Origin of the sequence: Chryseobacterium sp. ZHDP1 (genome assembly GCF_018603435.1) — a bacterium.
Classification (GTDB): Bacteria; Bacteroidota; Bacteroidia; order Flavobacteriales; family Weeksellaceae; genus Chryseobacterium; species Chryseobacterium indicum.
In genome coordinates this window covers 3,243,857-3,266,205 of the sequence record NZ_CP075682.1, presented here as the reverse complement: position 1 = coordinate 3,266,205, position 22,349 = coordinate 3,243,857, and the positions used below count along the sequence as shown (strand labels likewise).

Sequence of the window (22,349 nt, the reverse complement as noted above, 5' to 3'; positions counted from 1 at the left end):
ATTTGATTGCCTTTCCTTTATTCTACCATAATCGGTGATAATTTTGTTAAAGAATCTTAATAAAAAAAACCGCACACCTACCCAAAACAGGCGGTTGCGGTTTATTTTTTTTTAACATACGTAAAAATTATGTTAAAATGTGTTAAATAAAGAACCTGACAATTGTCATATCGGGGCTCTTTTACTCGGATTCTATATTTTTGTATTGCTTTTGAAAATATACTATCCTTTTTTTAACACGGTAATCAAATATATATGAAGAAAAGAGTTTTGTTTTATCTAGTTGCTTTCGTCTCTACTGTATCGTTACAATCGTGTGTTACAAACTACGTAGTTTCAAAACCAGCAACTTACGCTAAAGAATACAAAACAGATGCCAAACTTGCCTCTCTTGAAACAAACAAAATGGAGCAGGATAAGCAGAAATTAATCAACTCATTTCTTGCAGAAAAGGCAGCTACTTTAGCCAACACAAAAAATTCTATCAAAAATTCTGAGATTGCAAAAGCAATCAAACATAACGCAACAATCGACAACATCTTAAACGAAGCACAGACTTATCTTGGAACTCCTTACCGATATGGAGGAATGACAAGAAACGGAATCGACTGTTCAGCTTTCGTTCTTTCAGTTTTCGGAGCTGCAGCAGGTCTTAGTTTACCAAGAGTAGCTGCTTCACAATCTGAAGAAGGTGAAAGAATCGAGAAAGAAAACCTTCAGAAAGGAGATCTTATTTTCTTTTCTCACGGAAGAAGAATTTCTCACGTAGGAATCGTAGAAAGCGTAACTGAAGACGGAGAAGTGAAGTTTATTCACGCCGCAACTTCTAAAGGAGTCATGATTTCTTCATTAAATGATTCTTATTGGGGTCCAAAATACAGATTCGGAAAGAGAATCATCAACGAAAACGGAGAAGCTTACAATAATCTTGCAACAACAACTCCGGCAGCAAACGCAGCAAGTTTTTAATTTTAAATAATTGATTTAAATAATGAAACCATCAAAAATTTTGATGGTTTTTTTATTGTTCCGTTTTTAACTACCCCGTCTTTTGCTTCGCAAAATCCACCCCTTCAGAGAAGGGGAATTGCTTTTTCTAATACTAAGAAGATAAATAATTTGCTTTTAGTTTCACAGAGCCGTTTCACTCATAAAAGAGCTTAGATAATTTTTATCTCATTTTGTTATTAAAATTACTGTGAAATTGAACTCCTGCGGAGTTCTGATTCTGCATTCTTCATTTATGCTGCACAGATACAATTCCTACGGAATATTTATGTAAAGAAAATCCAAAGATAAAATGGTATTAGACAGCAAAACGATCAACGATTAACCATCAACAGTAACCTATCCGTTTTTATCAATTTCAATATCGAATTGATGAAGGAGTCCATGAATTTCAGAAAGCGAAAATTTAGCCTTTTTAAGCCTGTTTGAAGCCGGATTTATGGAATAGCTGAACGATGTACGGAAATCCGCTTTTTCAAGGTTGGTATGGTCAAAAACAGCTCCGGAGAGATCGCATCCGGCAAATATTGCGTTCGATAAATCACATTCGGAAAAATCAACCTCAATTAATTTTGAATTTCTGAATAGTGTTTTTTTGATTGATGTTTTATAAAATATGGAATTGTTGAGAAGACAGCTTTCAAATGTAAACGATAATCCGAATTCGTTGCAGTCGTTAAAATGCAGTCCGAACATTTTACACTCTTTAAAAACCACCTCGCGAAAAGCTGTTGAAACCAGATTCATCATGCTGAGGTTGCAGCCAATAAATTCGCAGTCGTTAAAATTATAGCCTGAAAGATTGGCGTATTCTAAATTACAGTTTCGGAAAGTACAGTTTTCGTATTCGCCATTGTCTAAAGGCTGCGTGAAATTTTTGTTCTCGAAATGCTGATCTGAAAAATAGGATTCTTTCATAAACTTTGTTGAGAGTTATTTTATCTCACGAATTTAGCCGATTCAAGTAAGAAAATTAAAACATACCATTTTAAACTTCCATCATTAGACTTCCGGCTTCCAGCTTTTAAACCAGACTATTCTTATCCGAATAATTCAGTTTAAAGAAAATAAAAGTCATCATTGAGAACGCCAGTAAAGAACTTCCTCCGTAACTGAAATACGGCAACGGAATACCAACAGTTGGGAATAGCCCCATTACCATTCCTAAATTGATGGTAAAGTGCATTAAAAGAATTGAGGCAAAGCAATATCCAAAGACGCGGTTAAATCCCGATTTCTGCTGCTCGGCAAGATAATAAATCCTTCCGATGTAGATCATGTAACAAAGAATAAGAACAGCGCTTCCTACAAACCCCCACTCCTCACCTACCGTACAGAAAATATAGTCGGTTTCCTGTTCCGGAACAAATTTCCCCTGTGTAACGGAACCTTCACGGTATCCTTTTCCCCAAAGACCTCCGGAACCGATAGCGGTTTTGGAATACAATAAATTATAACCGGAAGTATCTCTGAACGCTTTTTCACCTTTAAAAAGAACCTCAATTCTTTCTCTCTGGTGTTTCGGCAGTTTTTCTAAAATATAAGGCGCACCGAAAGCCAGACCACATAAAAGCAGCACCGAACCCGCAATACTTGAAATGGAAATAATATTCCACGACATTTTGTAATAATTCATTGTAATGTAACCTCCGATGATCAGAACGATGGTAATCGCAACCCAGATCGGATCTATTGCCAAAGAGACGAGGAAAACCCCTGCAAAAAGAAATCCTACTCCAAACAGAACTCCGCTCAATCCTTCACGATACAAGGCAATAAAAAAGGCGATAAAAACCAACATGGAACCAACATCGGGAATGGCAAGAACGACAACAGCCGGAATTCCTACAATAGCTAAAGTCGTTAATAGAGATTTCCTGTTTTTCAGATTAAATTCCGGTCCGGAAACATAATTTGCGAGCATTAAAGCGGTTCCTATCTTTGCAAACTCAACGGGCTGCATGGTAAAACTTCCGAATTTATACCAGTTTTTCTGCCCGAGGATTTCTTTACCAAAAGGAAAAAGCCCGACCAGAAGTAGAACACCACCGATGTAAATAATTCCTGACATGTTTTCGAAGAACTTGCTTCGTCCCACGAAAATCACCAATCCGACGAACAGGGAAATACAGAAGAAAATAAGCTGTTTTTCTCCTAATTTCTGGTCTACACTGTAAATATTTGCGATGGCAAAAGCACAAAGCAGGAAATATAAGCCAAGACCTAATTTATCTATTCCTTCTGCCCATTTCATTGTTTAGCAGGTTTTGTTTTATTATTTTTCGTTTCGATGTCTATCTGTTTCTGCAGTTTTGCTTTCTGCTCTTTTACAAATTTCAGGCTGTCCTGTATTCTTTTCTGCTTGAGAGAATCTACCGGTTCTTTGTATAAACCTTTACGCTTCAGATCCGCAATCCACTGTCTTTTGTATTCAGGCATAAAGCTTGAGGAAGTCATTTTTTTGTAGAGATTTTCACGCTTCAGATCGCCTGTAATAAATTTTTCGGCGATTACCGTTGAGGCTGGACCTGCCCAGGTTGCTCCAAATCCGGCGTGTTCCATTACCGCTGCAACCACAATTTTAGGTTTATCAGCTGGAGCAATTAAAACAAAAATGGAATTATCTTTTCCCTGCGGAACCTGTGCAGTCCCTGTTTTTGCAAGCTGGGTAAAATCGTTTGATTTTAAGCCATGTGCCGTACCTCTTAAAACTACCGCTTCCATTCCTTTCAGAACGGGTTCAAAATGTTTTTTATCAACCAAAGTCTGATGCTTCTTTTTGAATCTCGGATCAGGATTGGGCTTTCCGTCAATCGATTTTACGATATGCGGAGTGTAATACCATCCTTTATTGGCGATTGCTGCCACATAATTGGCAAGCTGAAGCGGAGTTACTAATACATCACCTTGTCCCATTCCGTTGAAAACAGCCCCTGTCGCCAAAGGATCCCAGTTTTTAGGATCTTTTTTAGAACCGCTTGCTTTATAAATAGAAGCCATTCTTTTTTCGTAAAATTCTCCGGTTGGAATTCTTCCTTTTGCACCTACAGCAAAATCATTATTCAAAAATTCTCCTACTCCAAAGCTGCTCATGATCTTTTTCCATTCGTCAACTCCTTTCGAAGGATTTCCGGGATATTTATTGAGAATTGCTAAATAAGCGTACGAAAAGTAACAGTTACTCGAAACCTGAATAGCAGGAATCAGAGGATCTGCACCACCATGACCTTTAATTCTCAAGCCTCTGTAATTAAATCCACCACCGCAAGGGAAGATTGTATTTTCGTCCATTACACCCATCTGCATCGCAGACAAAGCGGTTAACAATTTAAATGTGGAACCGGGAGGATAAGCCGCCTGTAAAGACCGGTCGAAAGTCGGTTTGTTCTCGTAGATCGTATCTTTGGATAAAGCGTATAGATTTTTCGATTTATTCGGTCCTGTAAAAAGATTCGGATCGATATCCGGTCCGGTTGCAGCCACCAGAACTTCTCCGTTATTGGGATCAATTGCTACAATCGCACCATGCTTATTGACAAGCATTTCTTCAGCAATTCTCTGCAAATCGTAGTCTATGGTAAGTGTAATATCTTTTCCTGTGATAACGTCTTTGTCTAAAGATCCGTTTTTGTAAGGTCCTACATTCCGCAGTTTAATATCTTTCTGAATGTATTTCATTCCCTTCACTCCGCGAAGGTCTTTTTCGTAGGCTTTTTCAACCCCTGTTTTTCCGATGAAATCTCCGGGTAAATAATAGGCAGAGTCTTTTTTAATTTCTCTTTCGTTAACTTCACTGGTATATCCCAAAAGATTTCCCGACGTAGAAACTTCATACTGTCGCTGAGGTCTTGAAACAATGCTGAAAGCGGGATATTTGAATATGATTTCCTGAACTCTCGCAATATCTTCACGGCTTAGATTTTTCATGAAGGTCATGGGAGTCAGCTTAGAATAATATTTTTCTTTTTTAATATTTTCGATGGTTCTGACGAAATCATTTTTCGAAATCTTCATCAGGTTACAGAATCCTACGGTATCAAAATCGGGACGCATCAAAGCCTGAGTGAAGGAAATTTCGTAAGCAGGCTGGTTTCCCACCAGAATTTTACCGTTTCGGTCAAAAATGACTCCTCTTTGCGGAATAACGTATTCAATTTTAATGGAAGTATTGGCTGCATTTAAAGCATAACGATCCGTAAACAACTGTAAATAAGCAATTCTCGCCACAAAAATCAGAGCGATAACGATGAGAACGGAAAAGATTTTTAAATAACGTGTGTTCAAACTTTTTGTTTGATTTTAAAGATTAATGCGTAAATAACTATAAATATAAACGAAATTAAACTAGTTACCAATACATTAAGCAATATTTCAAAAAATCTGCTGAACTTGAAGAATTCAATGTACTGAACTAAAAGCTGATGCAAAAAGATACTTGAAAATAAAAACAGTAAAAACTGCGCCCACTGCAGGGACTGAAAAGAGAAAAAATCTGTGGAAGTATCTGTAGAAGTTCTGAAAATCAAAGTCCTGAAATAAGCAATCAAAGTGGTTGCAAACGCATTCATCCCCCAGGTTCCAAGAAATGCATCTACGGAAAGTCCGATGAGAAAACTTAGTGCTAAAAACTGAAATTTATTTCTGAAAAAAGGATAAAACATAACGAATACGGGATAAAGTACAGGAGTGTACTTTCCGAAAATGGTAATCCTGTTCAGTACAAAAATCTGTAATGAAACAAGAAAAATCATAATCAATATATCCGTAAATAATGTCCTGCTAATCATTTTCCTTTTTTATTACAGCCTGCATGGTATCCTGAATCTTCTGAACTTCAGCTTTTTTAAGATTTTTCACCACATAAACTTTGCTTAAAGCTCCCATTTTTTCACTTAGTTCCACCGAAATATCCCAGAATCCGGTTTTATTATCCACAGAATATCCTGCAATAGTTCCGATCTGTACTCCTTTAGGGAAAATCGCTGATTTTCCGTCGGTAACCACAGTATCGCCAATTTTCAGGGCAACATATTTTGGAATATCAGCCAGATGCATGACTCTGGAATTATCTCCGTTCCATGTTAATGTTCCGAAGTATCCTGAGTTTTTTAAGGCAGCATTGATTCTGATTTTGTTAACACTTAAAACTGACTGAACCAAAGCATAGCTGTCTGTAGAATTAATAACGATTCCGGCGATCCCTTTCGGAGCCATCACGCCCATTTGCGGAAAAACACCGTCTCTGCGGCCTCTGTTGATGGTAAAGTAATTATTTCTTCTGTTGATACTGTTGAAAACAATCTCTCCGTCTACAAAAGTATAGATTTGTCCGCCTCCGATGGTATCATGAACTTTTCTGAACATTGGATTTTTCGCCCCCTGTTTTCCGTAAAGTTCCACCATTAAGGCTTTATTTTGGGCCACAAGATCTTCGTTGATCTGTTTCAGCTTCAGATACGAAACCCCTTCATCAATATATCCCGAAACCCACGAATTGAAAGCAGCAGACTGCCCTGCAATCCAGGATTTCTGCATGGCATTTTTAGAGAATATCAGAACAAGAGCAATAATTTGCAGAAATATAAAGAAGACAAATAGTGCATTCTTTGAAAATAATCTCAGCAAAAATCCCATTCAGACGTGTTTCGTAAAAGGTTAAAATTATTTAATTAAGAAATTGAATTTATCCATATTCTTAAGTGCAATACCGGTTCCGCGAACAACTGCTCTCAACGGATCTTCTGCTACAAATACAGGAAGACCTGTCTTTTTATGCAATCTGTCTGCAAGACCTCTTAATAATGCACCGCCACCGGCAAGATAAATTCCTGTCTTATAAATATCTGCCGCCAATTCCGGAGGAGTAAGAGAAAGTGTTTCCATTACCGCATCTTCAATTCTGATGATTGATTTGTCCAATGCTCTGGCAATCTCTTTGTAACCCACCATAATTTCTTTTGGCTTTCCGGTAATAAGGTCTCTTCCCTGTACCGGAATATCTTCGATATCTACGTCTAAGTCTTCAACAGCAGAACCAACTTCGATTTTAATTCTCTCTGCTGTTCTTTCTCCGATGTATAAGTTGTGATGAGTTCTTAAGTAATAAGCAATGTCGTTGGTAAATACATCTCCTGCAATTTTTACAGATTTATCGCAAACGATACCTCCCAAAGCTACAACAGCAATCTCTGTAGTACCGCCACCTATGTCGATAATCATGTTTCCTTCAGGTTTCTGTACATCGATTCCCACTCCTATCGCAGCAGCCATTGGTTCATAGATCAAACGAACTTCTTTAGCGTTTACTTTCTGGGCAGAATCTCTTACCGCTCTTTTTTCAACCTCTGTGATTCCGGAAGGAATACAGATAACAATTCTTAACGCCGGCTGAATAAATTTCCCTTTAATTCCAGGAATTTTTTTGATAAACTCCTTGATCATGTGTTCAGAAGCATGGAAATCAGCAATTACCCCATCTTTCAAAGGGCGGATTGTTTTGATATCCTCATGAGTTTTCCCCTGCATATGTTTTGCCTGTTCACCCACGGCAATCGGTCTTCCTGTCGAACGTTCGATCGCGACAATAGACGGCTGGTCTATAACAATTTTATTATTATGGATGATAAGGGTGTTGGCAGTACCAAGGTCTATCGCAATTTCTTGCGTAAACATATCGAATAAACTCATACTTTTACTTCTGATTTTTTAAAGAGTTACAAAGATATAAATTTAAGACAACCCAAGAAATTCCGCGAGCATATAATTTGGTTAAATTTTTATTAAAATTTGTAACAAGCTATTAACTTTTACCGTAAGCATTTACAGGATTTATTTTAAGCTGGATCTAAGGTAAATGCAGGCTTAATGCGGGTAAACCGACAATGAAAAGTAAATCCTGTATGGTGAAATATTTTTCGGGAAGAATGAAATGGTAAAAATTTATAATTTTTTCAAAATTAATTTTAACGTTTATTAACAACAAAACATTGCTTTTCATAATTTCCCGAAATAGTTTTTTACGATAATTATCATATACATTTTCAGAAAGTAATTTGCTAAAAAAAACGTAAATTTGCGACGCTTATGTTACAATATTCAAACATACATCAGACGTCTAATTTTGCTGTACTTTCCGTTAGTTTTGAAAAAGCTGACGCAGAAACAAGAGGTAAATTTGCATTTTTTGATGAAAACATTAAGAATTTCGTTGCCCGAATCCATAATGAAGATTTAGGGGATTCCTTTGTTGTTTCTACTTGTAACAGAACCGAAATCTATACCACTTCTCCCAACTATCTTCTGGTTGCGGAAGAATACTGTAAAACCATCGGGGTTAATCTGATGGATTTTCTTCAGTTTGCGAATATTTTAACGAAGGAAGAAGCTTTAACTCATCTTTTCAGGGTTGCAGCCGGACTTGAAAGCCAGATTATCGGAGATTTTGAGATCATCGGGCAGATTAAAAAAGCCTACAACCGCTTCAAAAAAGAAAGACAGAACTCTAATCCCTATCTTGAAAGAGCGATTAATTCTGCCATTCAGATTTCGAAAAGAATAAAAAACGAAACCGGAATTTCCAACGGAGCAGCTTCTGTTTCTTATGCGGCGGTTCATTATATCTTAAACAGCCAGAAAAAAATTACCGAAAAAAATATTCTTCTGCTTGGCGTAGGAGAAATCGGGCAGAATACGGTTGAAAATCTGGTAAAACACGTCTATCAGCCGAAAATAAAAATTGCCAACAGGACTCAGGAAACTGCAGCTAAGATTTCCGAGAAGTACAATATTCCGCATATTGATTATGCCGATTTTGATAAAGAACTGGGCAATACAGATATTCTTATCGTTGCGACCGGCGCAAGACATCCGATCGTGAACAGGTCTCATTTCCCGAACGGAAAAGAAACTTTGGTAATTGACCTCTCGATTCCGAATAACGTGGATAAAAATGTAACGGAAAATGAAAATGTAACGCTGATCGACGTGGATGAACTTTCCAAGCAGATTCAGGCAACCATTCAGCAGAGAGAAAAAGAGATCCCGAAAGCCGAAAAAATCATCAAGGAAATGACGAAAGACTTCCTTGAGTGGGAAAAAAAGAGAAAACTGGCACCCAATATCCATCATTTCAAAGCGGTTCTTAAGAATATGGAACGTAATGAAATGCATAATTTTTACAAAAAAAATAAATACATAAACATCACGGACATGGAACTTTCTGATAAAATGATCCAGAAAATTACCAACCGTTTTGCAAAATATATCATCGATAATCCTTTAAAAGCCGAAGAAATTAGTAAATTAATGCACGAAATATTAGTTGAACAACCAAACAACGAATTCAATGAAAAGCATTAGAATCGGAACCAGAAATTCTGCATTGGCACTTTGGCAGGCGAGAGAAGTTGCGAGACATCTTCAGAACAACAATTATTTAACGGAAATCGTTCCTATCGTCTCTTCGGGTGATAAAAATCTTACACAGCCTCTATATTCATTAGGGATAACAGGCGTTTTCACCAGAGATCTTGATGTTGCCTTATTAAATGACGAAATTGATATTGCTGTACATTCTTTAAAAGATGTTCCTACAAAACTTCCCGAAAACCTTGAGATCGTTTCTTATCTGGAAAGAGATTTTCCGCAGGATGTCCTGATCCGAAAAGAATCGGCAAGAAATAAAGAACTTCACGAGCTTAAACTGGCAACCAGCAGTTTAAGAAGAAGAGCATTCTGGCTGAAAAACTTCCCCAATGCTGAATTTTCGGACATTCGTGGAAATATTCAGACAAGGCTTCAGAAGCTGGAAGAAGGAGATTTTGATGCGACCATTCTGTCTCTGGCAGGAATTAAGAGAATGAAAATGGACATTGATTATGAAATGATTCCGTTTTTAATTCCGGCTCCGTCGCAGGGAGTGATTGCTGTCGCAGGGCATTCAGACAAAACTGAAATCAATGAAATCATCAGACAGTTTACCAATCATAAAAATACGCAGATCTGTGTGGAAATGGAAAGAAATTTCCTGAGCACTTTGGAAGGAGGCTGTACCGCACCTATCGGAGCATTTGCAGAACTTTTTGAAGACCAGATCCGTTTCAAGGCAGCGCTTTGTTCTCTGGATGGAAAGAATAGCATCGCAACCGATGAAAGCTTCATATATAATAATGAAGAAAATTTCGGGGAAAAATTTGCAAAAACTGTTCTTGAAAACGGCGGAAAAGAATTGATGGCGGAAATTAAAAGCCAGATCTAAAATTCACTTTTTACATTTTAACTTTTAAGGTTCCGGATTTCTATGAAGAAATATTTCTCAATATTTATTGTAGTTCTTTGCGTGTTTTTTGGAAAAGCACAGAATCAGTTTGCCCAAAAACTTTCTAATGCGGCTTTAAGCCTTACAAAAGACCGTGTAAGTTATGATCCCGCCTATTTCAACATCAAATATCCGAACGGAGACGTTCCTGCGGACAAAGGCGTTTGTACCGATGTTGTAATCAGAGCTTACCGAAAACTGGGGATTGATCTTCAGAAAGAAGTGCATGAAGATATGACGAAAAATTTTTCAAAATATCCTAAAAAATGGGGACTGAAAAAGCCCGACACGAACATCGACCATCGCAGAGTTCCCAACCTGAGAGTGTTCTTTGCCAAATTTGGAAAATCAAAATCCATTGAAACCAAACCGGAGCTGTATGTTCCCGGAGATATCGTAACCTGGGATCTTCCGGGAAATTTAACGCACATCGGGATTGTGGTGAACAGAAAATCGGCGGACGGAAAAAGGTATCTCATTGTACACAATATCGGAGGCGGACAGGTTCTGGAAGATTGTCTGTTTAAGTTTACCATTACAGGACATTATCAATATCAGAAATAATAATGAGAAATGTAATCTGTTTATTGGTTTTTATGTTGATGGGTTTTGTATCAGCTCAAAAAAACGAACTGAAAATCATCAATAAGCCTATCAATTATTCTGAAGAAAGAGTTCGTTTAAGTTTGGAATATCTGAAAGAGCATCACGGTTTGGTTCAGAAAATACCAACGATTGTTCCGAAAATGATCGTTCTTCATTATACGGCAGGCGGAAATGTGGAAAATAATTTTAAATATTTCAACAAAACGCATCTTGAAAATGCAAGAAACACTTTAAAAAAGCAAAGTACGCTGAATGTTTCTTCACAATTCATCATTGACAGAGACGGAACGGTTTATCAGTTGATGGAACCGAATCAGTTTGCCAGACATACGATTGGTTTGAATTACTGTGCCATCGGAATTGAAAATATCGGAAGTAAAAAAGAACCGCTTACGGACAAACAGGTTTCCGCGAACGCACAACTCATAAGATATTTAACCCAAAAATATAAAATAGAATACCTCATCGGACATTCGGAATACGGAATCTTCAGAAATTCAAAACTCTGGAAAGAATCTGATCCGAATTATTTCACAGGAAAAGAAGATCCAGGAAAGGATTTTATGAACAAAGTAAGGCTTCAGACCGCCGATTTACATTTAAAAGATAAACCATAATGAACATTTTATTTACCAAAAACCTAGATCCTGCGATTGTAACCAAAGAATTGGGAGACAGCATTTCGTTTGATTGTGTTGAGGTAATTAAAACAAGTTCTCTAACGGTTGAGTCTTTTGATCTCAAAGATTATTCATTGATTTTTACCAGCGCAAAAGGAGTAAGCTCCTTTTTTAAGAACGGATTTAAACCCAACGAAGATTTTACGGCGAAAAACTACAATAAAATCTACTGCGTCGGTGAAAAGACGAAAAAAGAGCTGAGAAAAAACGGTTTCGGAACGTTTAAAGTCCTTAAAAACGCGGAAGAGCTTTCACGGTTTATCATTATGCACTGTCAGCAGGAAAAATTCCTTCATTTCTGCGGAAACATCGCATTAGACGTGCTTGACAAAAATCTTCCCCTTCAAAACATCAGCTACAGAAAAATAACGGTCTACAATACGGAGGAAATCAATCCGCTGATAAATGAAAAATATCATGCCGCAGTGTTTTTTAGTCCGAGCGGAGTTCGTAGTTTTGCAAATCGAAATTCTTTTGGGGGTATGATTCTGGTTTCCATTGGAGAAACGACTGCCAATGAGCTCAGAAAGCATACTTCAAAGCCTGTTTTGGTTTCGGAAGGAAGCACATTACTGTCTGTTCTGAAGCTGATCCGAAAAGAGATTTTAAATAAAAATTGATATTTTAATTGTCATTCTTGGCAATAAAGTCTAGTATATTATGATTAAAAACGACCTATACTTAAAAGCACTTCGCGGAGAAACCGTAGAAAGACCGCCGGTTTGGATGATGAGACAGGCTGGAAGATATTTGCCGGAATTTATTGCATTACGCGATAAATACGACTTCTTCACAAGATGTCAGACACCGGAACTTGCTTCCGAAATTACCGTACAGCCGATCAGAAGATTTCCTTTGGATGCAGCGATTTTATTCTCTGATATTCTCGTTGTTCCGCAGGCAATGGGAATTGATTTCAAAATGAAGGAATCTGTAGGTCCATGGCTGGATAATCCGATCAGAACGATGGAAGATGTGCAGAGTGTGGTGGTTCCGGATGTGAATGATACTTTAGGTTATGTTTTTGATGCTATTGAACTGACTTTACAGAAATTGGATAATGAAATTCCGTTGATCGGTTTTGCAGGTTCTCCGTGGACGATACTTTGCTATTGTGTGGAAGGAAAAGGAAGCAAGGCTTTTGATATTGCTAAATCTTTCTGCTTTACGCAACCGGAAGCGGCACATTTATTACTTCAAAAGATTACTGATACAACGATTGCTTATCTTAAAAGAAAGGTTGAAAAAGGAGTTTCTGCGGTTCAGGTTTTCGATTCCTGGGGCGGAATGCTTTCTCCGGCAGATTATCAGGAATTTTCATGGAAATATATTAACCAGATCGTTGAAGCTTTAAGCCCTTTAACGCACGTTGTGGTTTTCGGAAAAGGATGCTGGTTTGCTCTGGAAGATATGGCACAGTCGCCGGTTTCTGCTTTGGGTGTTGACTGGACGATTAAACCTGAGTTTGCAAGAACTTTAACCAATCATACAATGACGCTTCAGGGAAATTTCGATCCTGCAAGACTGCATTCTACTCCTGAAACAATTAAAAAAATGGTGACGGAAATGATCAACCGTTTCGGAAAAGACCGTTACATTGCCAATTTAGGACACGGAATTTTACCGAATATTCCTGTGGAAAATGCAGAAGCGTTCATCAGAGCGGTGGTGGATTGGAAACCGAATGCTGAGTTTTAGTATTTAAATACACATACAATAAAAAATCCCTTTCAAAAAACCAATTGAAAGGGTATTTTTATGAGTAAAATAATCAATAATTACGGCATAATACTGAAAAATAGTTGGTAGAATCCTATCAAAACCTCATTGTTAGGCTGCTTGGAGGAAGTTTTATGAAACGTGTTTCATAAAACTTTTTCTTTGTCTGAAAAATGGCAAAAAAACGTTGTTGGTCTTGTTCAAGCCTGGAGGTAATTCGTTGGGGAAAACAAGGGGGAAAGCAAAGATTTAAATGTAAAAATTGCGGGATTTTATTTACTCAAAACAGAACGGAGCAGAGAATTAAAAATCGTTTTATCTGGTTCAAAAAATGGGTATTGGAAAGGCAGACCTACAAAACGCTTTGCAGAGACAGCGGTTATTCGAAAGATACTTTGCAGAAAACATTTTATACCATTTTAGAGCAGTCTCCTACCTTAAAGATCATCAAACGGGAAAAGGTGAATTTAAGAATGGATGCAACTTATTTTGCTCAGTTCTGTTTAATTGCTTATCAGGATGATTTTGATGGATATACACAGCTTATCCGTTTTACCGATGGAGAACATTATGAAGAAATCAGGGAAGATTTAAACAATCTTTTACGGCTGGGCGTAAAGCTGGAAAGCATTACTACAGATGGACATAAAAGCGTTTTGAAAGCCATAAATAAATCTGATGGAGACATCATTACTCAGAGATGTCTGGTTCATATTCAGAGAATGTGCCTGATCTGGCTCACAAAGTTTCCTAAACACATTGCCGGTCAGGAACTTCGAAAACACGTTTTATTATTACTGAAAATTAAAACACAAAACGATAAAATCTGGTGGAAAAATGAACTCAACGACTGGTATTTGAGACATCAGGATTATATTAATGAAAAAACAATTAATCTTGAAACCGAAAGATACTGGTATACCCACAAGCTTATCAGACGATCGTATTTTACTATAAAACGGGCATTGCCCAATATGTTTCATTATCTGGAAAATCCCAATATTCCTAAAACAACCAATGGTATTGAGGGATATTTCAGCCATTTAAAAAATCATCTCGACCTGCACAGAGGTCTCACATTGAAAAACCGAATCAATTTCATCAAATGGTATATTTATTTTTCTAACGAAAAATAGAGTTTTTTTAGCCATAAGGTTCATCCGATAATAAACGAAAAGGTGAGGGAAACCTCACCTTAAAACTATCGTTTTGAACATTAATCCTATTGCTGAAAAGTTGATCTCCACCAGTGCTTTTGTCCTCTTCGGATTAACATCCATAATTTATTAAAATATATCCTGAATTTCACCAACTATTTTTCAGTACATTACCATAATTACTTGATTTCTGTAATGAATTCTTCTTTTGGTTTTCTTACTTTGGTTAAATTCACTAACCAGTCGTTAGAAGCATCTCTGTACCCGATAGGTAATAAGAGTACGCTTTTTAAACCTTTTTCCTGCAGGTTTAAAACCTTATCAACTTCTTGCGGAATAAATCCTTCCATTGGGGTAGAATCTACTTCTTCGAAAGCGGCTGCAATAATCGCTGCTCCAAAACCGATATAAGCCTGTTTTGCGGCATGAGTGAAGTTCTCTTCAGCAGATCTTTGCGGATAGATACTCAACAGCATTTGTCTGTAATTTTCCCAACCTTCATTTTTAAATCCTCTTACTTCATTGGTAAGATCAAACATTCTGTTGATTCTTTCTTCTGTGTAATTATCCCACGCTGCAAAAACCAACAGATGCGAACAATCTGTAATCTGCGGTTGATTCCACGCGTGAGGCTTGATCTGTTCTTTAACTTCCTGATTGGTTACAACAATAATTTCAAAAGGCTGTAAACCACTTGATGTAGGCGCCAGTCTTGCAGCTTCTACTATTTTATCCACTTTTTCCTGTGGTACTTTCTGACCGTTCATTGCTTTGGTAGCATATCTCCAGTTCAGTTTTTCAATTAATTCCATAGATTAAATTTTAACTCCACAAAATTAAATGATGTACCACAATTTTTGATCTATGATTTTCAAATTTGATTTATTGGTATTATCTATAATGCAGAATTCTCTTCCACCGGAATGGAAATCTGATCGGCAAAATACTGCTCCAGATCTTTCAGAGTTTCAGGATTGGTCTGAATATCTTTTACCAATTGCCCTTTGTTTACCACTACAATTCTGTTGCAGACTTCTGTGGTATGCGAAAGATCGTGGCTAGAAATAAGAAAAGTCACTCCGTCCTGTTTAGACAGTTCTTTAATTAAATTTTTAAGCTTAATCTGTGTGGAAGGATCCAGATTGGCAAAAGGTTCATCCAGAATAATGATTTCGGGATTTCCGATGATGGCGCCCACAATTCCAACTTTTTTCTGGTTTCCTTTGGAAAGATCACGGACATATTTTCCCGAATTTAAAATTTCACCGCTGAAAAGATCATGAAACTGTTTTAAAAAGGCATCTACAGAAGCTTTGTTCTGCCCTCTCAGTTCACCGATGAAATAGAAATATTCTTCCGGTGTAAGATATCCGATGAGGAAAGAATCGTCTACAAAAGCAGAAACTTTGTTTTTCCATGCTTCAGATTCATTTACTTTTATCCCGTCGATGCTTACAAATCCTGTAGAAGCCTGAATAAGATCAAGCATTAAGCTGAAAAGAGTGGTTTTTCCGGCTCCGTTGTTTCCTACCAGACCGAATGTTTCCCCTTTCGGAATTTCCAGATGTTCTATATTTAAAACGGTTGCTTTACCGTATGTTTTTGTTAAATTATTAATGGTGATCATATTAATCTTTGTTTTTGAATGCTTCTAATGTACTGTATTTTTCTACCTTGTAGTGTTTTACGATAATATCGAAGATCTTTTCTCTGATGAAAAATCCGATTACTCCCAGAACTCCGATACTGATAACTCCCGGTGTAATACTGAAAAATTTCTGCATCAATGCGAAAACAAGCATCGGAAGAAACATCTTCGGAATTAAAAGCAGAAGCGCTTTTACGTTAAAGCTGTTTTTCTGTCCGAATCTTTTTTCTTTGGCATTAAGATCCATCTGCGTTTTGTTAAAAGCGCCCGACCAAAGTGTAAACTGAGAATTTACTCCGATATTGTAAATTCCGGCAGCGAAGAAGGTGAGATACATTTCCCAACCGAAATAGGCATAGCAAACCGCCAGAATCATGGAAAAAGCGGTGACAATATTCATCAGCCACCATTTTGCTTTCAGGTATTCTTTGTAAGGAACATTCAGCGTCATCATCAAAGGATAGTAAGAGCTGTCGAAAGCAGGAACCCTTTGTCCGAACATAAACTGAAATCCTCCGGTTACAAATAATCCCATGAACATCATCATTGCAGGTGTTTTGTAAATCGGTGACGAAAACATCAGCAATCCGTAGAAAAGAAACATAATGCTTCCCCACAAAATTCCTTTCGTTACCTTATTGCGTTTCAGCATTTTAATATCGTTATTGATGAACGTTCCGATTGCTCCGTATTTGTTGAGAAAGGTAATATTCTCGGTTCTTCCAATTTCTTTTTTAGCTTCCAGACCTTCATCCAGATAAAATATTTTCCGGATATGGTTATAGCAGATTTTCCACAACCCGAAAAACAACCCGATTGAAATCACTACAAAATAAGGCCTTTCAAAAAAATTATAAAAAAACTGCTCAGAATAATCCAGAACCGGAACAATATTGTAATACGCCAATCCTGCAACTGTTGCAAAAATACATCCGACAAAAATGGCAATGGTTTCTTTATCGTTAAAAAGAATGTTGATAAAATTATTCAGGTAAAATAACAACGAAATCCCAATGAGCCATCCAACAACGCCTAAAACATCATATCCGTTGAATAATGCAATGATGGAAAAAGTAATCAGGAACAGGGAATTGAACCAACTGAAAGCTGACAGAAATGTTTTTCCCAGCATATAATTCACCAATGTCTTTTTGGGAATATTGAGCGTAAGAAACGGCTTGATATTCTGTGTCGGCAATTCCTGCCATATATATTTGGCAATGAGATCAACCGCCCACGCTGCAATCATGAATTTTGAAACCACTTTAAAGGGATTCTGATGCATTTCTTCCTGTATAAAAAAAAACGCGACAAATGCCCCTCCAACAAGACAAGCCATAAAATAAAGAATCCCGATAAAACGAAGAATCTTCATTGCCAGATTGATTCCTAAAGAACTGCCCCGAAAAAAGCTTTTGATTTCTAATCTGAGGAATTTTAAAAACATAGCTATCTTTTATTACATTAGTTTGTATAAAGATAGAATTGTTACAGAAATTGAATATTGTATGGATGGAAAAAGAAAACCGCAGAAATTTTCTGCGGTTTTCTTTTATTTTTCATTTTCCAACTTATCCAATCTTTTCTTTATAGATTTGATTGATCTAATAAGATATATTCCTCCGATTAATATAGCAATGTATAAAATAAAAGTTAAAGTTTGAATAATAATAGCACTAGAACTTGGTGATGAAATAGTAGTTTCCATATGTGAAATTTTAATTTGGTAAATCTATGAAAGTTGCTGAAATTATTTGACCAGTGGTTTGATTTATTTTTATCAAAACTTTTGCATAGTTTTTATATTTAACATCAATACCAACGACAGAAACTCCTACTTTTTCATATCCAAAAACTTCCAATGTCAAAACATTGTTGTTGGTATTTGAAGTATAATTTGATTGTGCCCATTCGTATACAAATCCCACTCCAATATATTCTTCAGATGCTACAGAATCATATGTCCATAAATTATTTACCTTTTTTAATTTAATTTCAATATTAATACCAGTATTATAAATACCCATCCTGTTAACTCTAAGTCGTGTAATTTTTTCTTGCCCATTATCAAAGATAGTACTATTAGAATATGATGAATTACTTATATCATTAGTTAGAAAATTTTTAAAATCGCTCATTGTATTAAATACTAACACATTATTTGAACTTGTAAAATTTTCAAAAATAAGATTAGGATTTCCATTTGGATCCAAAAACCAATTCTGAAACTGCTGTATTGTTACCGTAGAGTTGCTACTAAAGAAATCTATTGAGAAATTCACATAACTCGTATCACTCGACAAAAGTAAAGCCTGATAACATTTAAATTTATTCTCTGCCGATAAACTGTTATACAGAGCCCAATGAGAAGGGTCTGCATACACATGGATAAGCCCATCCACATTAGGAGTTGCACCGCCACCGTAATTATCTCCTGCTCCGTTAAAATCATCCGGAGCTTCCTCATCGCAGGTATTTGCAATACCATAAGAGCCTAATCTCCAGCATCCATTACAATCTCCATCATTGGAGTCTGTATGTCCCGCCCAACATTGGAAATACTCTGTCATATAAAAAGAAGATCCACACTTGGAAGCTTGTGCTTTTTTTGAAATAAACTCGCATTTGTAACCAACCTTGTTATTGCTCTCAGGAATAATAGCAGGAGTAAATTTTACTAAATATTTTTTCCAGCTGTCTATCTTTTTAGTAAATACCAGATTGTAAAAGACTCCGATTTCAGTTTCGTTTTTCTTTTTTAGATATATTGCGTATTCGTTAACCTCTCCATTCTTTAAGGTTTTCTTTATTTTGGCTGTATCCATGATAAAATCAGAAGGATTATAATCTTCCGTAAAGTCCTGCACTTTTGCCATCAAAGAGCTTTCATCCGGAGATTTTGTAGCCTGTAATACTTCTTTAAAGCTTGCATCAAACTTCGATTTGTGGGTTTGATCAGATAGAATATCTGAAGTGTTTTCTGTTCTGCAGGAGAACATACACATTAATGCTATAAGCATTATGAAATAAGATTTTTTCATTTTGTTATTAATTTTTAAAGTTGTGAATTTATATTTTTTTAATTCTAATCAATACAGGGAAAACCCCATATCTTTGTCCGTAGTTTTGCGGTTTATTTTATCCCGACCTATTCAGTGTTTTCATCGCTTTCAGATTTTTTAATTAAACATTTTCATGTGCAAAAATAAATTTGCGGTACGGCAAAAGCTGTCGTATTAATTTTAATAAAAAGCCTTAGACAAAATTGATCAGAAGATAGAATCATGCAAAAGGCACGGAGCAAAAGCCAATCGGTTAAGAGGTACTGCGAAGAACCCTGCATCCAGAAAGACTTAGCCCGTGCCAGTTATAGATACACGGGCGTAAGTCTATCATTTCTTTGGATGCATAAAGAAGATTCGCAGTTTTCTTAATCCAGTATGATAGCTTACGCTTGTTTCGTTAAAATTATAAATCAAAAGTAATCATTTTTTTGAAATGAAAAACAGCTTTGTTTTTATGTTAAATAGACCCCAAAATAAAAAAGACCTCTGAAAATCCAGAAGTCCTATATCTTTTATTTCGTTAAAAATTATCCTATCAATTCTTTCGCCTGCGCCAAAGCCGCTTCGGTAATCTTACTTCCGGAAAGCAACTGGGCAATCTCGTTCAGCTTTTCTTCGTCACTTAATGGAACTATAGTAGACTGAGTTTTTCCGGCGATGTCCTGTTTCAGCACTTTGTAATTGTTATTTCCTTTTGCGGCAACCTGCGCTAAGTGAGAAATAACGATAAGCTGCATATCGGCAGACATTTCCCGCATTAGATTTCCAATCTCTTCGGCTACTTTTCCGGAAACTCCAGTGTCGATTTCGTCTAAAATTAAGGTTGGAAGTTCGTCACTTTCTGCAATGATCTTTTTTACCGCCAACATTACCCTTGATCTTTCACCACCGGAAATTGCTGTCTGTATCGGCTTTAACGGAAATCCTGAGTTTGCCTGAAACAAAAGCTGGATATTTTCTTTTCCGAACGGGTTGAATTCGGAGGTATCAAAAAGTTCAATATCAACTCTGGCTTTTTCTAGCCCCAGTTTTTTGAGTAAAGATTCTGCTTTTTTGATGAAAACAGGGATGCTCTTTTTTCTGTTTTTCGAAAGCTTTTCAGCCAAAGACTGAAGTGTTTTTTCTTTTTTGGAAATATTTTCTTCTACCTCCTCAATCTGAGCCTCCAGTTCGGACGTGCCCTGCTGTTCTCCGGCTAACTGATCTCTGATTTCTTTGAGTTCCGTAAGATCGGAAACATTATGTTTTACAAAAAGATTATTGATTCTGTTGTTTAATTCAACCAGTAACGCTAAATTTTCCGGATTTACTTCTATGCTTTCCGCTTCATCTTCAAGCTCGGAGATAATGTCTTTTAATTCTACAAAAGACATTTCAAGCCTTTCATCAAGTTCCGCAAAACTCTGTGAAACTTCCGCAATTTTAGCAAGTTTATTTTTCGCTTCATTAAAAAATGACAAAATTCCTACTTCTTCCTGATGAAATCTTGATAAAACCTGAGCCAGATTATCGGAGATCATTTCCGCATTTTCCTGAATGGAAAGCTGATTCTGAAGTTCTTCATAATCTACATTATCCAGATGAAGTTCCTGAAGCTCGTTCAGAAGAAATGCTTTATAGTCACTTTCTTTATTGGAATCCGAAAGCTGAGTCTGTAGTTTTTTAAGCTGTGTTTTAAGGCTTTGAAAATCTGAAAATTCATTCTGATACTCATGAATGATTTGTTTGTTTTCAGAAAGTCCGTCAATGATTTTAAACTGATATTCTGCCGTAAAAAGATTCGACGTTTCAAACTGGGAGTGAATGTCGATCAACTGAGAAGACAGTTCCTTTAAAATATCCAGTGTTACAGGAACATCATTAATAAATGCCCTCGATTTTCCGGAAGGTAAAATTTCCCTGCGGATAATGGTCTGATGTTCATAATCCAGATCATTTTCGATAAAGAATTTTTTGAACTGATTGTTCAGGGAAAATTCTGTTTCTACGATGCTTTTTTCTTCTGCTTTTGAGATCGATTTTACATCTGCTCTTTCGCCCAGAATCAGTCGGAGCGCACCTAAAATAATAGATTTTCCCGCACCGGTTTCTCCGGTAATCACCTGTAAACCGTTGTGCAATGATACTTCAAGCGTATCAATAAGGGCAAAGTTTTTAATGTAAATTCTCGAAAGCATTGATAATAGCGATTATTTGGCTATTGCAAATATAGAACTTTAGATTTCAGAATTCAAGAGAATTACTGTTTCCATTTATTCCATCTGGCATCAATATTTTTTGGCGAAAGGATGATCATTTCATTCTTAAGATCTCCTAAAACAATTCCTCCGTTATTTCCGGAATTGAAGATATTGAAAATCTCATCTGCCTTGGAATCCATGAAAAGATTGAAGAAATATGCCTGCTGGAAAGAGTTTTCGTATTGTTTTAACTGCATTAAAGCATCAAAAATTACTTTTTTACCCTGGCTCTGATCCTGATTGAAAAGATTATCCAGTCCGGCTCTGTGATAAGAATAAATCGTAGCGCGAAGCTGGCTCCAGTTCGGGCTCATAATTTCTTTAATCAGAATAGAACGGCTTCTCGGCTCATTAATCTGCTTCCAGCCGTCATAGGTATTCTGAGATTCCCCGTTCTGTGCAATCTGCTGTGCTTTCTGATACCATTGTGTTCCTGCCATCGACTGAAAACTGTCTGCATCCATTCCCAAAATAACGTACACATAAAAACTGATGACATCAATTAAATTTTTTCCGGAAAACTGTCTTTCGTTGAAGATAAGGTTTTCGTTTTCCACGTAATCGAAAGAAAATCTGGTATCCTGAAGGTTAAGCAAGGGAGATTCATACGTGGTGTTGAAAACCGGACGAACTGCCTGTACCACAATACTTCCTTTGAAACGGTTTCCGTCTCTTTCGCTGATCACAATGGCGAAGTTGGATTTTATTTTTTCAAAATTCTGCAGTCTTTTTCCTGTCCAGCTAGTATTGTTGATGAAATCTCTCAGACTTTTCTCCAGAGCTTTGTAGGCAGACTGGTTACTTCCTCCCAATTGCTGGGAATTCACCTGTACCGTTGCCAGTAACTCCTGAGAAAAACTCTGACTGAATAAAAACAGAAGTAAAAATATGCTTAAAAATTTTTTCATTA

The 22,349-nt window shown here is 36.7% G+C and carries 21 protein-coding genes; 8 read left to right on the top strand and 13 right to left on the bottom strand.

Annotated features, from left to right (window positions below; translation table 11 throughout):
* Positions 1-255: 255 nt before the first annotated feature.
* Positions 256-969 (top strand): C40 family peptidase, encoded by a 714-nt coding sequence (locus tag KKI44_RS14860; RefSeq protein WP_214588050.1) that lies wholly within the window; start codon positions 256-258, stop codon positions 967-969.
* 378 nt (positions 970-1,347) lie between these two features.
* On the opposite strand, the gene KKI44_RS14855 is transcribed toward KKI44_RS14860, so the two are convergent.
* From KKI44_RS14855 to KKI44_RS14830, 6 genes are all read right to left on the bottom strand, one after another.
* Positions 1,348-1,926: a pentapeptide repeat-containing protein gene (locus KKI44_RS14855; protein ID WP_214588048.1), complete on the bottom strand. Its 579-nt coding sequence runs from the start codon at positions 1,924-1,926 to the stop codon at positions 1,348-1,350.
* 106 nt (positions 1,927-2,032) lie between these two features.
* On the bottom strand, positions 2,033-3,262 hold the full coding sequence (gene rodA, locus KKI44_RS14850) for a rod shape-determining protein RodA (RefSeq protein WP_214588046.1): 1,230 nt from the start codon (positions 3,260-3,262) through the stop codon (positions 2,033-2,035).
* On the bottom strand, positions 3,259-5,292 hold the full coding sequence (locus KKI44_RS14845; protein ID WP_214588044.1) for a peptidoglycan D,D-transpeptidase FtsI family protein: 2,034 nt from the start codon (positions 5,290-5,292) through the stop codon (positions 3,259-3,261). The genes rodA and KKI44_RS14845 overlap by 4 nt, the downstream gene beginning before the upstream one ends.
* Entirely contained in the window at positions 5,289-5,795 is a 507-nt protein-coding gene (locus KKI44_RS14840) for a rod shape-determining protein MreD (protein WP_214588042.1), read from the bottom strand. Before KKI44_RS14840 ends, KKI44_RS14845 begins: the two co-directional genes overlap by 4 nt.
* Complete coding sequence (gene mreC, locus KKI44_RS14835) at positions 5,788-6,642, bottom strand: rod shape-determining protein MreC (protein ID WP_214588040.1); 855 nt, start codon at positions 6,640-6,642, stop codon at positions 5,788-5,790. Before mreC ends, KKI44_RS14840 begins: the two co-directional genes overlap by 8 nt.
* A 27-nt stretch (positions 6,643-6,669) precedes the next feature.
* Positions 6,670-7,695 carry a rod shape-determining protein gene (locus tag KKI44_RS14830; protein WP_027381028.1) on the bottom strand — a complete coding sequence of 342 codons (1,026 nt, stop codon included), beginning with the start codon at positions 7,693-7,695 and terminating at the stop codon, positions 6,670-6,672.
* Positions 7,696-8,091: 396 nt separating this feature from the next.
* Here KKI44_RS14830 and hemA point away from each other — a divergent pair, with 396 nt between their 5' ends.
* From hemA to KKI44_RS14795, 7 genes are all read left to right on the top strand, one after another.
* Positions 8,092-9,366 carry a glutamyl-tRNA reductase gene (gene hemA, locus KKI44_RS14825; protein ID WP_214588038.1) on the top strand — a complete coding sequence of 425 codons (1,275 nt, stop codon included), beginning with the start codon at positions 8,092-8,094 and terminating at the stop codon, positions 9,364-9,366.
* On the top strand, positions 9,353-10,264 hold the full coding sequence (gene hemC, locus KKI44_RS14820; RefSeq protein WP_214588037.1) for a hydroxymethylbilane synthase: 912 nt from the start codon (positions 9,353-9,355) through the stop codon (positions 10,262-10,264). The genes hemA and hemC overlap by 14 nt, the downstream gene beginning before the upstream one ends.
* A 42-nt stretch (positions 10,265-10,306) precedes the next feature.
* Positions 10,307-10,888: a DUF1287 domain-containing protein gene (locus KKI44_RS14815; protein WP_214588036.1), complete on the top strand. Its 582-nt coding sequence runs from the start codon at positions 10,307-10,309 to the stop codon at positions 10,886-10,888.
* Positions 10,889-10,890: 2 nt separating this feature from the next.
* On the top strand, positions 10,891-11,547 hold the full coding sequence (locus KKI44_RS14810; RefSeq protein ID WP_214588035.1) for a peptidoglycan recognition family protein: 657 nt from the start codon (positions 10,891-10,893) through the stop codon (positions 11,545-11,547).
* A complete protein-coding gene (locus KKI44_RS14805; protein ID WP_214588033.1) occupies positions 11,547-12,230 on the top strand; it encodes a uroporphyrinogen-III synthase in 684 nt (227 codons plus the stop codon). Before KKI44_RS14810 ends, KKI44_RS14805 begins: the two co-directional genes overlap by 1 nt.
* 40 nt (positions 12,231-12,270) lie before the next feature.
* Complete coding sequence (gene hemE / locus KKI44_RS14800) at positions 12,271-13,308, top strand: uroporphyrinogen decarboxylase (RefSeq protein ID WP_214588032.1); 1,038 nt, start codon at positions 12,271-12,273, stop codon at positions 13,306-13,308.
* Positions 13,309-13,502: 194 nt separating this feature from the next.
* A complete protein-coding gene (locus KKI44_RS14795) occupies positions 13,503-14,465 on the top strand; it encodes a transposase (protein ID WP_250902065.1) in 963 nt (320 codons plus the stop codon).
* Between the two features lie 200 nt (positions 14,466-14,665).
* Here KKI44_RS14795 and KKI44_RS14790 read toward each other — a convergent pair whose 3' ends face one another.
* The 7 genes from KKI44_RS14790 to KKI44_RS14760 all read right to left on the bottom strand — a co-directional run bounded on the left by KKI44_RS14790 (position 14,666) and on the right by KKI44_RS14760 (position 22,347).
* Positions 14,666-15,298 carry a nitroreductase family protein gene (locus tag KKI44_RS14790; RefSeq protein WP_214588030.1) on the bottom strand — a complete coding sequence of 211 codons (633 nt, stop codon included), beginning with the start codon at positions 15,296-15,298 and terminating at the stop codon, positions 14,666-14,668.
* An 83-nt stretch (positions 15,299-15,381) separates the two neighbouring features.
* Positions 15,382-16,113: an ABC transporter ATP-binding protein gene (locus KKI44_RS14785; RefSeq protein WP_214588029.1), complete on the bottom strand. Its 732-nt coding sequence runs from the start codon at positions 16,111-16,113 to the stop codon at positions 15,382-15,384.
* A gap of 1 nt (position 16,114) precedes the next feature.
* Complete coding sequence (locus KKI44_RS14780; protein ID WP_214588028.1) at positions 16,115-17,581, bottom strand: DUF5687 family protein; 1,467 nt, start codon at positions 17,579-17,581, stop codon at positions 16,115-16,117.
* 105 nt (positions 17,582-17,686) lie between these two features.
* Positions 17,687-17,842, bottom strand: a complete 156-nt coding sequence (locus KKI44_RS14775; RefSeq protein ID WP_214588027.1) for a hypothetical protein — start codon at positions 17,840-17,842, stop codon at positions 17,687-17,689.
* A 10-nt stretch (positions 17,843-17,852) separates the two neighbouring features.
* A complete protein-coding gene (locus tag KKI44_RS14770; protein WP_214588025.1) occupies positions 17,853-19,175 on the bottom strand; it encodes a hypothetical protein in 1,323 nt (440 codons plus the stop codon).
* A gap of 551 nt (positions 19,176-19,726) precedes the next feature.
* Positions 19,727-21,376: a DNA repair protein RecN gene (locus KKI44_RS14765; protein ID WP_214588024.1), complete on the bottom strand. Its 1,650-nt coding sequence runs from the start codon at positions 21,374-21,376 to the stop codon at positions 19,727-19,729.
* A gap of 62 nt (positions 21,377-21,438) precedes the next feature.
* Entirely contained in the window at positions 21,439-22,347 is a 909-nt protein-coding gene (locus KKI44_RS14760) for a DUF4835 family protein (protein WP_214588023.1), read from the bottom strand.
* Between the last annotated feature and the right edge of the window lie 2 nt (positions 22,348-22,349).

Coding starts and splice junctions, on each gene's coding strand:
- hemE (WP_214588032.1), top strand. CDS start 12,271: ATGATTAAAAACGACCTATACTTAAAAGCACTTCGCGGAGAAACCGTA.
- KKI44_RS14785 (WP_214588029.1), bottom strand. CDS start 16,113: ATGATCACCATTAATAATTTAACAAAAACATACGGTAAAGCAACCGTT.
- rodA (WP_214588046.1), bottom strand. CDS start 3,262: ATGAAATGGGCAGAAGGAATAGATAAATTAGGTCTTGGCTTATATTTC.
- KKI44_RS14790 (WP_214588030.1), bottom strand. CDS start 15,298: ATGGAATTAATTGAAAAACTGAACTGGAGATATGCTACCAAAGCAATG.
- KKI44_RS14775 (WP_214588027.1), bottom strand. CDS start 17,842: ATGGAAACTACTATTTCATCACCAAGTTCTAGTGCTATTATTATTCAA.
- KKI44_RS14780 (WP_214588028.1), bottom strand. CDS start 17,581: ATGTTTTTAAAATTCCTCAGATTAGAAATCAAAAGCTTTTTTCGGGGC.
- KKI44_RS14795 (WP_250902065.1), top strand. CDS start 13,503: ATGGCAAAAAAACGTTGTTGGTCTTGTTCAAGCCTGGAGGTAATTCGT.
- KKI44_RS14840 (WP_214588042.1), bottom strand. CDS start 5,795: ATGATTAGCAGGACATTATTTACGGATATATTGATTATGATTTTTCTT.
- KKI44_RS14765 (WP_214588024.1), bottom strand. CDS start 21,376: ATGCTTTCGAGAATTTACATTAAAAACTTTGCCCTTATTGATACGCTT.
- hemC (WP_214588037.1), top strand. CDS start 9,353: ATGAAAAGCATTAGAATCGGAACCAGAAATTCTGCATTGGCACTTTGG.
- KKI44_RS14770 (WP_214588025.1), bottom strand. CDS start 19,175: ATGAAAAAATCTTATTTCATAATGCTTATAGCATTAATGTGTATGTTC.
- KKI44_RS14805 (WP_214588033.1), top strand. CDS start 11,547: ATGAACATTTTATTTACCAAAAACCTAGATCCTGCGATTGTAACCAAA.
- hemA (WP_214588038.1), top strand. CDS start 8,092: ATGTTACAATATTCAAACATACATCAGACGTCTAATTTTGCTGTACTT.
- KKI44_RS14830 (WP_027381028.1), bottom strand. CDS start 7,695: ATGAGTTTATTCGATATGTTTACGCAAGAAATTGCGATAGACCTTGGT.
- KKI44_RS14810 (WP_214588035.1), top strand. CDS start 10,891: ATGAGAAATGTAATCTGTTTATTGGTTTTTATGTTGATGGGTTTTGTA.
- mreC (WP_214588040.1), bottom strand. CDS start 6,642: ATGGGATTTTTGCTGAGATTATTTTCAAAGAATGCACTATTTGTCTTC.
- KKI44_RS14815 (WP_214588036.1), top strand. CDS start 10,307: ATGAAGAAATATTTCTCAATATTTATTGTAGTTCTTTGCGTGTTTTTT.
- KKI44_RS14760 (WP_214588023.1), bottom strand. CDS start 22,347: ATGAAAAAATTTTTAAGCATATTTTTACTTCTGTTTTTATTCAGTCAG.
- KKI44_RS14860 (WP_214588050.1), top strand. CDS start 256: ATGAAGAAAAGAGTTTTGTTTTATCTAGTTGCTTTCGTCTCTACTGTA.
- KKI44_RS14855 (WP_214588048.1), bottom strand. CDS start 1,926: ATGAAAGAATCCTATTTTTCAGATCAGCATTTCGAGAACAAAAATTTC.